This is a genomic window from Nitrospira sp. ND1 (genome assembly GCF_900170025.1).
In the GTDB taxonomy this organism is placed as follows: Bacteria; Nitrospirota; Nitrospiria; order Nitrospirales; family Nitrospiraceae; genus Nitrospira_A.
This window is the reverse complement of sequence record NZ_FWEX01000005.1, coordinates 271,118-284,600: the sequence shown is the minus strand read 5'-3', so window position 1 is coordinate 284,600 and position 13,483 is coordinate 271,118. Positions and strand designations below refer to the sequence as shown.

Annotated in this window: 11 protein-coding genes; 3 read left to right on the top strand and 8 right to left on the bottom strand. The window is 60.6% G+C overall.

Annotated features, from left to right (window positions below; all coding sequences use genetic code 11):
- Window positions 1-150: 150 nt before the first annotated feature.
- Window positions 151-729, top strand: coding sequence for a DsbA family oxidoreductase (locus tag NSND_RS01445; protein WP_080877276.1), 579 nt, complete (start codon window positions 151-153; stop codon window positions 727-729).
- Between the two features lie 186 nt (window positions 730-915).
- Window positions 916-1,665 carry an outer membrane protein gene (locus tag NSND_RS01440; RefSeq protein ID WP_080877275.1) on the top strand — a complete coding sequence of 250 codons (750 nt, stop codon included), beginning with the start codon at window positions 916-918 and terminating at the stop codon, window positions 1,663-1,665.
- A 301-nt stretch (window positions 1,666-1,966) separates the two neighbouring features.
- Here the strand turns inward: NSND_RS01440 and NSND_RS01435 are convergent, their stop codons facing one another.
- The 7 genes from NSND_RS01435 to NSND_RS01405 all read right to left on the bottom strand — a co-directional run bounded on the left by NSND_RS01435 (window position 1,967) and on the right by NSND_RS01405 (window position 12,451).
- Window positions 1,967-2,368, bottom strand: a complete 402-nt coding sequence (locus NSND_RS01435) for a hypothetical protein (RefSeq protein ID WP_080877274.1) — start codon at window positions 2,366-2,368, stop codon at window positions 1,967-1,969.
- A 74-nt stretch (window positions 2,369-2,442) separates the two neighbouring features.
- A complete protein-coding gene (locus tag NSND_RS01430) occupies window positions 2,443-3,552 on the bottom strand; it encodes a hypothetical protein (protein ID WP_080877273.1) in 1,110 nt (369 codons plus the stop codon).
- Window positions 3,553-3,734: 182 nt separating this feature from the next.
- Entirely contained in the window at window positions 3,735-4,154 is a 420-nt protein-coding gene (msrB, locus tag NSND_RS01425) for a peptide-methionine (R)-S-oxide reductase MsrB (RefSeq protein WP_080877272.1), read from the bottom strand.
- Window positions 4,155-4,302: 148 nt separating this feature from the next.
- Window positions 4,303-6,699 (bottom strand): endopeptidase La, encoded by a 2,397-nt coding sequence (lon, locus tag NSND_RS01420; RefSeq protein WP_080877828.1) that lies wholly within the window; start codon window positions 6,697-6,699, stop codon window positions 4,303-4,305.
- Window positions 6,700-6,992: 293 nt separating this feature from the next.
- Entirely contained in the window at window positions 6,993-8,975 is a 1,983-nt protein-coding gene (locus NSND_RS01415; protein WP_080877271.1) for a hypothetical protein, read from the bottom strand.
- A gap of 165 nt (window positions 8,976-9,140) precedes the next feature.
- A complete protein-coding gene (locus tag NSND_RS01410) occupies window positions 9,141-10,667 on the bottom strand; it encodes an alpha,alpha-trehalose-phosphate synthase (UDP-forming) (protein ID WP_159450569.1) in 1,527 nt (508 codons plus the stop codon).
- A 614-nt stretch (window positions 10,668-11,281) separates the two neighbouring features.
- Entirely contained in the window at window positions 11,282-12,451 is a 1,170-nt protein-coding gene (locus tag NSND_RS01405; RefSeq protein WP_080877269.1) for a THUMP domain-containing class I SAM-dependent RNA methyltransferase, read from the bottom strand.
- A 34-nt stretch (window positions 12,452-12,485) separates the two neighbouring features.
- Between NSND_RS01405 and NSND_RS01400 the strand changes: the two genes are divergently transcribed.
- Entirely contained in the window at window positions 12,486-13,028 is a 543-nt protein-coding gene (locus NSND_RS01400) for an NUDIX hydrolase (protein ID WP_080877268.1), read from the top strand.
- 144 nt (window positions 13,029-13,172) lie between these two features.
- Here NSND_RS01400 and NSND_RS01395 read toward each other — a convergent pair whose 3' ends face one another.
- Window positions 13,173-13,481 carry a hypothetical protein gene (locus NSND_RS01395; protein WP_080877267.1) on the bottom strand — a complete coding sequence of 103 codons (309 nt, stop codon included), beginning with the start codon at window positions 13,479-13,481 and terminating at the stop codon, window positions 13,173-13,175.
- Between the last annotated feature and the right edge of the window lie 2 nt (window positions 13,482-13,483).

The window sequence follows — 13,483 nt, the reverse complement described above, 5'->3', positions numbered from 1 at the left end:
TGAAAAGGCCGCCGGCTTCGTTCTCGCATCGCTCCGAGGCTCAACGTACCGCAAGGGTACGTTGAGCCTCCTCACATTGCTGCGGCCTCGCTGGACGACCTTTTTGACCATCCTGACTTCCTTGGTTTTCATTCATCTTGTGGAATTGAAATGAATACGTATCGGCTCTACAGCGATTTCAACTGTCCCTTTTGTTACGCGATGCACGAACGCCTTCATACATTGGGCGTCATGGATCGCATCTCCTGGCATGGGGTTCAGCATGCACCGCATCTGCCGGTCCCGATGGCTGGGTGGGCAGGGCACCTTGCAGCTGAATTGAAGCAGGAGGTGCAGATGGTCCGCCGGCTCGCGCCCGAGTTGCCGATTGCTGTGCCGCCGGGAAAACCCAATACCGGGCGGGCGATTGCCGCGTCTGCGCGCGCGCTTCACATGGACCCGCTTCGGGGCGGGGAGTTTGTGCGATCGTTGTATCGATCGTTCTGGGTGGACGGGCAGGATCTCTCCGATGAGACGGTGCTACAGCGGGAGGCCGAACGTCAGGGGTTTGCCTCCGCGCAGATTGTCGGCACAGAGGCCACCACCGTAGATGCGATTCTTCGAGCCTGGAATGATCAGTGGGCTGAGGCGGATCATCAAGGCGTGCCGCTCCTGCAACGCCCGGACGGAACGTTGCTCGTCGGCCTGATGCCGGCGGATGTCCTCGAAGAATTTCTCTCCGGGAAATAGCGCCTGGTTCGATCCGTCTTCCGCCGATCATCGAGTTTATCCCGGTACGTAACCGGTTGGCTCACGCGTTCCCACCTCGCTGCAGAAACTGCCGAATCAGTTTGTCGTCAAGAGTCCCCGTGGTATGAGTGGCCTATTGCAGAGCTGAGTAGTTCTGCTAGGCCGTTTAGCCCACAGGAGTGACCCATGAAATCAGCGCAATGGTTCCTCGCCGCGTTCATATTGAGCTGTTCGTTGTTCGAGACACATCATTCCGTTGCGTCGGCAGCGGAACCGGCTCCCAGCGCAGCCAAGGCTCCGTCAACATCTCCCGAGGCCAAACAGGACGGGGAGAAAACCGAGTTCTATGTCAGTGTCTATCTCCAGGGAAGCCGGCCCCTGAATCGTCCGGTGAGGCTGCAGGAGGATCCCTTCGCGAATACCGACGTGCAGGGCGGGTTGGGAGGCGGGTTGAAAGTCGGGATTTTTCCGGCGTTCGCCGGCCGGTTCGTCGGATTGGAGGCGGACCTGTCCGGACTCGATGGCAAGGTCAATGCGCCTTCGGCCACGACAGGCGGTGTGACGAGGAGCGCGAATTTCCGTCTCCAGTCCATCAACGTCATGGCGAATGTATTGCTGCGCTACCCCGGCGAGACGATTCAACCGTATATCGGCATCGGTGCAGGGTTGTCCGGAGGGTTTGCACGGGACTTGAATCTCCAGCACAGCACCATCGGCACGGTGCATGAGAATGCCGCCGACGGCGCCTTCGCCTATCAGTTTCTCGGCGGGGTGCGCGCCAACGTCACTGAGCGCATGTTCCTCTTCACGGAATACAAATATTTTGTGGCGAATTATCAGTGGGAGAGTGAAGTCGCGAACGGTGCGCGTGGTCCGTCATTCACCATGAACTATCGGGCTCATATTATCTCCGGCGGCATCGGCTTCACCTTCTAGCAGGCTGTTGACCTGGTCTGCCGCCGGCATTCTCGACATCCGTGAAGCGTGCATCGTGGATGCGTATCTCATCAGGCACCGAGCTGATAGCTGATGGCGGGAAAGAAGAGCGTATGGCTTCTGGATGAAGGCAGAACGCCGCGGGTTGCTGTCTTTCTCAACCATACGCCAGAAGCAATATGCATTTTGCTCCTGTTCTGCATCGAGAGACGAGCGACGGGTCACGAACGACGGACGATGACGACGGCCTTAGGTCCACCGATTTTGCCATACAGCGGAGTTGTCACCTGCTTGACGCGGGCTAAATGATGTCGCCGCTTGGCTGAGGCGTCGACGGGCGTTTGGAGGATTTGAAACGAAGGGAGAACTCCTGTTGTCCGTGGTCGGGCGAGAGGCGGAACGATCCCTCGGCGCTCAGATGTTCCTGCGAACGGGATTTCCCCTGAGGAAAGACTTTGAGTCGAAACTCTCCCACTCGTGTCTGTGTCTCACCATCTTGCGGTAGGCTTCCATCGACCTCGATGTATTCCTGTAAGGCGCCGAGAGCTTGGTTATAGAGGCTGCGGAGAGCGTCTGGAGTAGGCGGATCGAATGATTCGATCGAGTCGGGAGTCTGTGCTGTGTCGCCGGGCGCTGCCTGGCTCTGCACGGCCTGGAGCAGCGGCGCAGTACAGAGCAGGGTCACCATGAGCCAACGGGTCATGCCAACAGTCTATCGAGCAAAAAAAAATGGGTCAAGCCGGGGGAGCGACGTCGCTGGTGAGGTCAAGCGGTCGGTTAACAGCGCGTCAGTAGTTTCTCATTCCGGTTCCATTGAGAAACCGTGCCGCTGTTGTCGGTCAGCTCCAGCTTGTCCTGTGCCAACACCCGTACAAACAGGGGAGGAGTTTTGCTTTGGGGGACGATCAAGCGAAACCGATCCTGCTCCTTCTCGATGCGACCTGACTGCGAGGTTGCCCTGTAGAACTCCGAGACGTTTGCCGGCGTGATGGTCCAGACGAATTCTTCCTGTCGATCGACGAACTTGGCGGAACCTTCCCACGTGCCCACGAGGGAGGGCTCGACCGGTGGCAACCGTTTGACGGTGACCTTGCGCGGGACAGCCGCAAATGATTGCCAGAGCAGCGGGTCGAACTTGTTCGGCCCCTGATTCTTGGCGAGTTTGTCCCAGGTGACACTCAGAATGCCGGTGGTTGAGAAGCGGTCGTTCCCGGCCACTTGATAGGTTCCGTGCAGGATCTCTTGATAGGATTCCGCCTGCCAGCGTCCCCGGTCTGCGGTCACGGTGCCCGGCATCAATACGGCAGTCGTCAGGGACCAGGTGCCGCCCTCGCTCAGCGCAAGATGGCCTTTCCCATACATTAATCCGACCGGCGGGCAACCATACCAATCACCGGCCCATTGGGAGGGCGTGGCGGTCAGCCCCGGTTCGGTTGCCGCCGCAGGACCGCTGCGGAGAGGGCCGCCGAGTCTGGTCGCGGCGACCTTGGCGAGGTTGGTCACGGCTGTCTGCGGGTTGGGTTGTTTCGAGGACGAGAGTGACAGAGTGACGAGCGCATCGTCCTTCAGAAACGTCAGCTGAATCCCGCCGATAGGCGACCGCAGGGTGAAGGCGCCGTCGCCGACCCCGGGAACCGGCTGGTGACCGGCCTTTGAACGCTGATCGTGAAACAGACTTTTTGTGTCTCCGTCAGGACCGGGGTTCAGTTCCACCGTCACGGTTTCCTGGGGATTACGCTTCGCCTGGTACAGGCATTGGCGACCATTCTGGCGCAGGCCCGGCGTCACGGGGGTTCCGATGGCCAATTCGACCTCGGCCTCTGTGACGATCAAGCAGGCGTTGAGATTGGAGGAGATCACGTCGGAGGATTGTGAACAAGCGAGCATTGCAGTCCCGGCCAGGAAGAGGCCCAGGAGCGGTCGTATCAGGGAGAAGTACGCCATGGCATGCGCAGTCTAGGAGGGTTCGGCGACAAATTGCAAGGTGCGCTGCCAGGCTCCGGCGGTGAAGCTGTGTTTGCTGCAGCGTCCGGCCTGCGGCATGCGTCGGCAGGCGCATGTCCCCGCGACTAGGCTGGAACAAACTTCAAGGAGACGCCGTTGATGCAGTAGCGGAGGCCGGTGGGTCGCGGGCCGTCATCGAAGACATGTCCTTGATGGCCGCCACACCGGGCGCAGTGGACTTCCACCCGCGTCATGAAAAATCTGGAGTCCGTACGTTTCTCCACCACCTTGGGGTCGATCGGTTGCCAAAAGCTTGGCCAACCGGTGCCGCTATCGAACTTATGTTCCGAGGAATAGGCGGGCAGGTCACAGCCCGCACAATAATAGGTACCCGCCTGGTGATTTTCGTGGAGCGGACTCGTAAAGGCCCGTTCGGTATCTTCATGCCGCAGGACCTGATAGACCGCGGGCGAGAGCAGTTTCTTCCATTCGTCGTCGGTCTTGGTCACTTTTATGATGTCCCCGATTTCAACTTTCGGTGGCATGGCAATCTCCTTCACGTCTTCGCCTGACGTGCGTGTGGGCCGAACAACACTTTGATCCTGACATAAGAGATTACCGAAGGGCAAGACAAGCGGATGTGTGGGCGCCCGGAACCGCGGGCCCCGGCTGTTCAGCCGGGGCCCCTGGATCTTACGAGGCGGTCGCGCTCGCCAGCGGTTCGCCCCGTTCGGATGAGGGCGCGGCATCCTGATTGAACGCAGCCGGGAGCACTTCCTCGATCCGTTCCACTGGAATGACCGTGAGTTCATCGCGCACTTCCTGCGGGACTTCTTTCAAGTCCTTCTCGTTGGCCTTCGGCAGAATGATCCGCCGGATGCCGGCGCGATGCGCGGCCAGGACTTTCTCCTTGATGCCGCCGACCGGCAGCACCAACCCGGTCAGGCTGATCTCTCCCGTCATCGCCGTATCGCTGCGCACCGGCTTGCCGACATAGGCCGAAGCCAGCGCGGTCGCCATGGTGATTCCGGCCGAGGGGCCGTCTTTGGGGATGGCGCCCGACGGAACATGGATGTGCACTCCGTTGCGTTTGAAGCGCGAGATATCCAGCCCCATGCTCTCGGCATGCGACCAGAGATAGCTGCGCGCCGCGCGTGCCGATTCCTGCATGACATCGCCCAACTGTCCCGTCAGGGTCAACTCGTGACTGCCGGGCAGCAGGGTCGTCTCGATATAGAGCACGTCACCGCCTGTCGGAGTCCAGGCCAGACCGGTGGCGACTCCGGCCGGCAGATTCTTTCGCGCCTCTTCCGGCTGGAATCGTTCCTGTCCGAGCCACTCGTCCAGGAGCGGTTGCGTGATGTCCACGGGGCTCGCCGGAGCATCGGCCGGCCGATCCGCGAAGGTCACGGCGACCTTTCTCGTAATGCGGCCCAACATCTGTTCCAGCTGCCGTACGCCCGATTCCCTGGTATAGCGGCCGATGATATGGTCCAGCACCGCTTCGGGAAGATTCACTTCCTCGGCTCGCAGACCGGCTTCCTTCAACCGTCTCGGCCAGAGGTACCGCAGGGCGATTTCGCGTTTCTCCCGCTCGCTGTATCCATTCAACCGGATGATTTCCATACGGTCGAGCAGGGGTTGCGAGAGCGTCTCCAGCGTATTCGCCGTTGTGATGAAAAACACTTTCGACAGATCGAACGGCAAATCCAGATAGTGGTCCCGGAACGTATGGTTCTGCGCCGGGTCCAGAATCTCCAATAACGCCGCCGCGGGATCGCCGCGGAAATCGCGTCCGAGTTTATCCACTTCGTCCAGCATGACCACCGGATTGTTCACGCCGGCTCGTCGCACCGCTTGGATGATCCGGCCGGGAAGGGCCCCGACATAGGTGCGGCGGTGGCCGCGCAATTCGCCTTCGTCATGCAACCCGCCGAGGCTGAAGCGCTCGAACGTGCGCCCCATGGACTTGGCGATGGACTGCCCCAGGCTGGTCTTGCCCACGCCGGGAGGGCCGACGAGGCAGAGGATCGGCGCCTTGGCGGACGGGTTCAGTTTCAAGACCGCCAGGTGCTCCACAATGCGTTCTTTCACTTCCTTGATACCGTAGTGATCCTCGTTCAACACCTGACGGACATGAGCGAGATCGAGTCCTTCTTCCGAGGACTTGTTCCACGGCAGTTCGAGCACCAGCTCCAAATAGCTCCGGATCACCTGATGCTCGGGCGACGCGCTCGGCGTCTTGGCGAGGCGCGCCAGTTCACGGTCCGTCTCTTTCCGGACATGTTCAGGGAGATCGGCTTCGTGAATCTTGGATCTCAGCACGCCGACTTCATCCTCTTCCCCGTTCCCCTCGCCCAGCTCCTGCTGAATCGTCTTGAGCTGCTCGCGGAGGAGATATTCCCGCTGTGTCTTGCCCAGTTTCTCCCTGGCTTCGCTGGTGATCTTGTCGCGTAACTGGAGAATCTGGACTTCCCGCGACAGCGCCGCATAGAGTCCGCGCAACAGATCGGCCCGGGTAGGGGCCGCCAACAACTGCTGCTCGCCGTCCAAGGTGAGATTCAACAAGGACGCGATGCGATAGGCCAGGACCACGGGATCTTCTTCCGTGCCCAGGGCGGCGACCGCTTCATGCACGCCGGGAGTCTGGATCAGTTTCGGCAGTTCGGTGATGATGTCCAGAATGGCCCGATGCAGTGCTTCGACTTCCGTGCTCTGCTCACTCGGAGGAGCGAGCTGTTTCACACGGGCCTGGAGATACGGATCCATCTGGTCGAGCTTCAGCAGCACGAACCGCTCCAGCCCCTGGATCAAAATGTTGTAGTGCCCTTCAGGCGTTCGAGCCGTCTGTTTGATCACGGCCTTGGTGCCGATGGGATAGAGATCTTCCAGCGTGGGCTGATCGGTTTGCGCATCCCGCTGGGCCACGACGAGGAGCGTTTTATCTTCAGTCTTCAGCGCCGCCTCGACCGCGGCTATGGAACGGTCCCGGCCGACGGTCAAGGGCATCATCGTGCCGGGGAACAACACCGTCCGCTTTAAGGGCAACACGGGCAGATGCGTGAGTATCGGGGCATTCGATTCGTTCATTTTATCCTCCGCTGTGCTCGGATGGTCATCCGGTGAGAGCGGCATGACGGGTACAGAAGGCACGGTCACGCTCGTTCTTACCGGTTAAGATAGCCATAAGAGAGGGGGAGTCAAGCGCAGGGCAGGAAAGGGGAGAGCGCGGGAGTTGGAGACAACGCGGAGCGAGCATGCAGGATGGTCAAAAAGGCCGTCCAGCGAGGCCGCAGCGAGCAAAGAGGCGAAGCGTACCCTTGCGATACGTTGAGCTTCTGCGCGATGCGAGAACAAAGCTGATGGACTTTTTCACCATCCTGCTATCGGTCGATGAAGAGGCTGCCAGGGTTTTCAATAAACGTTTTCCCATTAAGCCGTTCGGGACGCGCCCCTTTGGCGGGCGGGGAAACGGAGGAATAATCGTCTCTTCCCTCCAGGTCGAAAAATGCGCCGAGGCTGTGCTCAGCCCCTTGCCCGAGCCCCCGGCTCACCGCATATTGATCCGCACCGCCTTCTTCAATGAACAGCCCCCATCCCCCGAGGTCGCCCATTCCCAAGCCAGTCGAGACGGGGAGATCGTAAAAATCGCTGTCCGGACCGCCGTCCACGGCGAGGGCGACACTGCCGTCCCAGGCTGCGCCGCCGTTATAGAAGGGACCTTTGGAGCCATAGCGGTCCTTGCCCTGGTAATCGATGTTCAGGCCCACGCCGAAGTGTGCGGCGGTGCCATGACCATAACGTGCGGCCTGGTGTTCGTCGTCACCGTTCAGATCCAGCTTCACGCCGAGACCGAAAAAATACCCGTGCCCTTGAGAGAAGTTCGCACTGCGATAACGGTCGCGACCATCGAGATCGACAAAGAGTCCCCACCCCCCGGCCAGACTGAGCGCGCGGTGGGCCGGTTGTTTGCTGAAGACCCGAAGCCCGGATCCGGTTCCAAGCCCGAAACAATCGTATTGAAACGCAGGGTCCTGCGGATGCGCATTCGGGGCGTCGGTTTCGTTATACGCACTGGGGTAACGCCCGCCGCATTCGTAGAAATCGTTCCCCGATACGTCGATCAACGCGCCGACACCCAACGGCGCTCCGAAGCCCAGCGCGTAGCCGAAGCTGGTATATCGGTCGTCTCCGGCGCGATCCACCAGTAAGCCGACCCCGCCGAAGGCCGCCCCCTGGGTGAACCGGTTTCCTTCGTAGATGTCTTGTCCTTCTCCATCATACAGGATGCCGAGGCCTGCGAGGCCGACCCCGCCGGAGCCGGGTGCCAGCCGATAGGTATCGTCGCCGCTATGATCGATCACGATGCCGATTCCTGCGCGTCCGGCGGCCAGGCCCAGCGGGGCCGGCTGATAGGTATCGTTGCCGCTCAAGTCGATGACGACACTGTTGCCCAGATCGCTGTTCGGGCTCGCCCCGATCGTTCCACGATACGTGTCGTTGCCGCCCAGGTCGATGATCAGCGCGGCGCCCTTTTCGAGGTCATAGGTGTTCGGGCCGTGGCCTCCCACTACTACTAGTCCGTACGACGTCTGTTGAGCCAGGAGCAGATCTCCGGTGATGCCGGGCACGGTCTGGCCGATCGGTTTGCGGTTGTGCAACGCGATATCGAGTTGCTGTAGGAATTTCCGGTTGCCGAGCCGCGCCAGCCGTTGCGCGGCGCTGATGAGCGAGGCGTAGTCCACCTGCTGCATGAGCAGGGTCGCGTACCTGGCTGCGGCTTCGGCCTCTGAAAGTTGCGCGGGCGGGGCGACCTGAGGAGTGAAATGTTCCATCAGCGGGCGAGCCTGCGTGAACAAGAAATCCCGGTCCTGTGGCGAGAGATGGCGGAGCGCATGTTCGCGGTCCTGGTAGGCCTGTTCGAGTACGTCGGTGAGAAAGGTCAGGAGATCCTCAGTGGCGAGCGTGACCGGAAAGGTCAGCGGCGCAAAGGAGGCGCCGGTACGATCCATGCCGCCTTCGAGGATGTCGATCACGGCCGGCAGTCCTTCAACGCCCGATTCGGCCGCAGTCGCCGCTAATAGACCGGCCTGTTCGGCGGCTGCCAGGCCGTCCCAGGGATCGGCCAGCGTCCGCAGGAGCAGGTTGCGTTTGAACTTCGCAATCTTGTTGGTCTGATCAGCCAGGCTCTTCCGAACCGCCGGGAGCGCCGTATTGAGATTGTCCTGGAGGTCAGGCTCGACCAGGGCTTTCAGGCGCGTCACGATTGCCTGTTGTTGTCGATCCACCGGTTGGTCTGAGGGTTGAGTGACGGCAAACAGATGCGCGATTTGAGCACAGCCGCCGAAAGCAAGACAGAGGCTCATGGTGACAACCAGGGAAAGTAATCGGCCCAGGATATGGAAGCGGTGGGTGTTTGTACGATGCCGATCCAGACGTCGTGGGCGGACGGGCGATGATGTGATGTCGTGTGGCGACGAGGCAGTATCGATCACGGGCCTGCTCCACAGGCGCGTTGATGTGGGCGTCGGCTATTCAAGCGTGGGGCTATCATCGGGTGGGAGGATTCCTGCATCGCGCAAGCACTCGTCCGACCAGGCCCGGATGTCATGCGTTGCGAGGTAGGTCCGCATGCGATGCATACGCTCCCGGCGTTCCTCCAAGGGCATTTCGATGGCCTGGCGAATGGCATCGGCGACACCCTCAAGGTCGTAGGGATTGATGACCAGGGCATCGGTCAGTTCCTCGGCTGCGCCGGCCATGTGGCTCACCAGCAGCACGCCCTTCTCGTCGACCTGGCTGGCGACATACTCTTTGGCGACCAGGTTCATCCCGTCGTATACAGAACTCACCAGCGCCAGGTCTGCCATCCGGTAGTAGGCCGCGAGGGTGTCCATGCCGATGCGGCCTTCCCGGAACTCGATCGGTCGCCAACGAGAGGCCTGGGGACTGCCGGCGTTGGAGATGCTGCCATACCGCATATTGATGTCATTCACGGTTTCGCGGATGAGTTCCCGATAACTGCGATAGGCTTCGACATCGCCCCTGGTCGGCACGGCCACCTGCACAAAGGTGAACCGGCCGCGATACTGAGGGTACTGCTCGAAGAAGGCATCGATGGCCCAGAATCGTTTGAGGAGACCTTTGGTGTAGTCGAGCCGGTCGACGCCGAGACCGATGCGGACCTCGGGCTGAAAAACATGCAGATTACGCAACACGTCCATGGCGCGCGTGACCTGCGACGTTCGGGCGCGTTCCGACCAGGCTTGGAAACTCACACTGATCGGGCGGGCGACGAGTCGCGTCGTATGGCCGTTATATTCGATGTGATGGTCATCGCTCCGGACCTCGACGCCCAGGAATTCCTTCACGCATTCGGCAAAGCAATGGAGAAAGTTGTGGGTCTGGAACATCAGCAAGTCGCTCGCCAACAGGGATTCGAGCAGTTCGCGACGTTCCGGGAGAATGCGAAACGCGTCAGGGCCTGGCCAGGGCGTATGCCAGAAGACTGCGACCGGCTGGGCCGGCAACGCGGCCTTGATGAGGCCGGGTACCAGGGCCAGGTGAAAGTCATGCACCCACACAAAACCGGACTTCCCGCGTAATTCACCGAGGACAGCTGCCGCGAAGCGCGCATTCATGGCCTGGTACGCATGCCAGAAGGCTTTGCGATAGGCCACGCGATCCAGCGTGAGGTGGCACAGGGGCCAGAGCACCTGATTGGCATAGCCCTGATAACCGCCCTTGATCTCAGTTGGCTCAAGCCACACGCGGCGCAAATGGTAGGTGGGGGCGTCGGGGGGCACTTCCACGATCATGTCTTGGTCCACTACCTCGCGATCCGCCTTGCCGCTGCCCCAGGCAATCCAGGTGCCGCCGAGCCGCCGCATGACCGGATCGAGTGCCGAGATGAGACCGCCGGAGGTGCGTTCCCAGATCAGATGATTTTTGACCAGCCGGTGTTCGTATGGCTCGCGATTCGAGACGACGATCAGGCGCGAAAGGGAGAGATCCTGCTCCGGCTTCAGCTCTTCGAGGGGCGCGTGAGACGCGTTCATATGCTGAAAATAGGAGTCTTTCGCGACGCTGTCAAGCGGCGAGGTTCCAGGAGCCAACAAGAGCTGATGGCGTAGAGTGTATGGCGGAAAGAGAAGAGCGTATGGCCGAAACGAGAGCCTAGCCCGCATTATTCATGACGGTTCGTCGCGAAATGGCGGAGTCGCGAAGCGAGACGGGCGCGTGGAGCCGTAAGGAAGGGAGGCATCCTTGAACAGGATGTCGACCGACCGAGCGGCGAGCCCGCCCGCCGACAGGCCTGTCGCAGCCGCGAATCCGCGATTGCAGCAGAAGCGCTCATGAACAATGCGGGCTAGAGCTGATGGCTTAGTGCCTATGGCTGGGAGCAGGAATGAGAGATGTGGCGGCGGACCAGGGACGCTTCACTACTTGCCCTCTTGCCATAAGCTATTAGCCATAAGCCATGTGCTCTGAGCCCGGACTATTCATGAATGCCTGCTCCGGCGTCCGATTCTCTCGCCCGGCGAGGCTGTTCTCGCTCGGCCTCCTCGACGGACTGCCAGTACGCCTGCGTCGGCCTCGCGTGCGAGCAGCCTCGGCGGGCTTCCGTCTCGAACGCCTCGCGACGGCATTCATGAATAATCCGGGTTAGAGGCTATTCGCTATCGGCTCTCTTCTTGCGGAGGCTGCCGGCGACCATGCGAAACTCGAAGAGGCGGCATTCGATCGCCCCGTTAAAGAGAGGGACCCGGCGGGAAGGGGCCAGCCGCAATTGCCCGGGGAGTTTTAAGTCGGCGGTGAAAATCTGCACGGTCCAGCCGCAAAAATGTTTCTTCAGGTGATCGCCGAATTGCGGATAAAACGTGCGCAGGCTTTCCGCCTCTCCCATGCGGTGCCCGTAGGGCGGGTTCGTGACAAGCAGGCCGGATTCGGCCGGGGCGGGGAGTTGCAGGACATCGCCCTGTTGAAGGGTGACCGCATCGCCGCTCCCGGCGATGGTGAGGTTGGCCTTGATCGATGTCATCGCGTGCGCATTGTCATCGGCCGCGTGGATCAGGCCCGGCTTGATGGGGATTTCCATAGCCTTGAGTTCTGTGCGCAGGTCGTTCAATCGTTGGGCATCGAATGACAGCAGTTTTTCGAAGGCGAAATGCCGGCCGATTCCCGGCGCGACGCGCCGGGCCATCAAGGCGGCCTCGATGACGAAAGTGCCGCTTCCGCACATGGGATCGTAGAGCACCGTGTCCGCAGTCCATTTCGAAAGCCGCAGGATGCCGGCGGCGAGATTTTCCCTGATCGGTGCTTCGCCCGCCGACTTCCTCCAGCCCCGTTTGAACAGTGGCTCGCCCGAGGTATCCACATAGAAGGTGCAGGTCGACGCATCCAAATACACCGCGATCAAGATGTCCGGCGCATGGGTATCCACCGTCGGGCGTTTGCCCCTCGCAAATTGAAAGCGATCGCAGACGGCATCCTTCACCCGCAGGGTGACAAAATCCAGGCTCTTCAGCGGGCAGTGGTGCGCGCTCACCTTCACCTTGATGCGCTGTTGCGGCGTGAACCAATCCTGCCAGCGGATGGCGTTCGCCGCGTCATACACATCGTGTTCGTCGCGATAGGAGCCCTCGGCAATACGTAAGAGAATGCGGCTGGCGATGCGGCTCTGCAGATTCACTCGATAGCAGAGGGCAAGGGGGCCGTGAAAGGCGACTCCACCGGCCGTGGGCTTCACGTCGGCGGCGCCGAGGTCGGTGAGTTCGTCGGCGAGGACCGCTTCGAGTCCGCGGGGGCAGGGTGCAAAGAAGGCGTGGTTTGTGCTATCCATTTCTGTCTTTCTGTTGTCGTGATCGGGGGCCGCAATGAAGTTCTGCAGCGAGTGCGGGGCCGGGCTGTCGAAAAAAATTCCTCCCGGCGATAACCTGCCGCGGTTTGTGTGCGATACCTGTCAGGTCGTCCATTACATCAATCCGAAAATCGTCGCGGGCTGCATTCCCGAGTGGGAAGATAAAATTCTGCTGTGCCGCCGGGCGATCGAACCGCGCACCGGCCATTGGACGTTTCCCGCCGGCTTCATGGAGATCGGGGAGAGCACCGAGCAGGCGGCCATCCGCGAAACGTTTGAAGAGGCGCATGCCGACGTCGAGATTACGTCCCTGTATGCCGTCTTGAGTCTGCCCCGAATCAGCCAGGTCCACATGGTCTTTCGCGGCTCCATGCGTACCCCGGAGTTCAAACCGGGTACGGAGAGCCTGGATGTGCAACTGTTCTCGCTGGAGGATATTCCCTGGGATGATCTGGCCTTTCCCGTGATCACCGAAGCCCTCGAACGCTACGTCGCCGATGTGGCCCGTGGCACCTTCCCCATGCATTTCGGCAGCGTCTTTCCCCGGATGAAATCGTAAGCGGGCGTGAAACGTGAAATGTGAAACGTAAAACGGTCACCCGGGACCGTGACGCGGGGCTCATCACGTTCGTTGGTGATCCTGTTGCGCAGTTCGTGATCATCTCCGCACGCGATACGTTTCACTTTTTACGTTCACCGGGCTTCAGTTGCTGCTGGGCATGATGAGCCCTAATTCCTCTGCCGGCGGATGCACGAAGGTGAATCCCTTGTCTGCCTGATAATCCACCGTCATTCCGTTCGTACGGTGCACGCTCGAACGCTCCAGCGCAATCGTTAATCCTTTGATGTGCTGCACTTCGTCTTCTTCCTGGATAGCCGGTTCCAGCGTGATCGCCAAGGAGAGGCGCTGGTCATCGAGGTCGCGCAGCGTGATGCGCACGACGGGATCTTCCGGATGCTCCTCGATCAGCTTGCGCAACCGTTCGATGGCGGTCCAGGTGAGATTCAGCATGG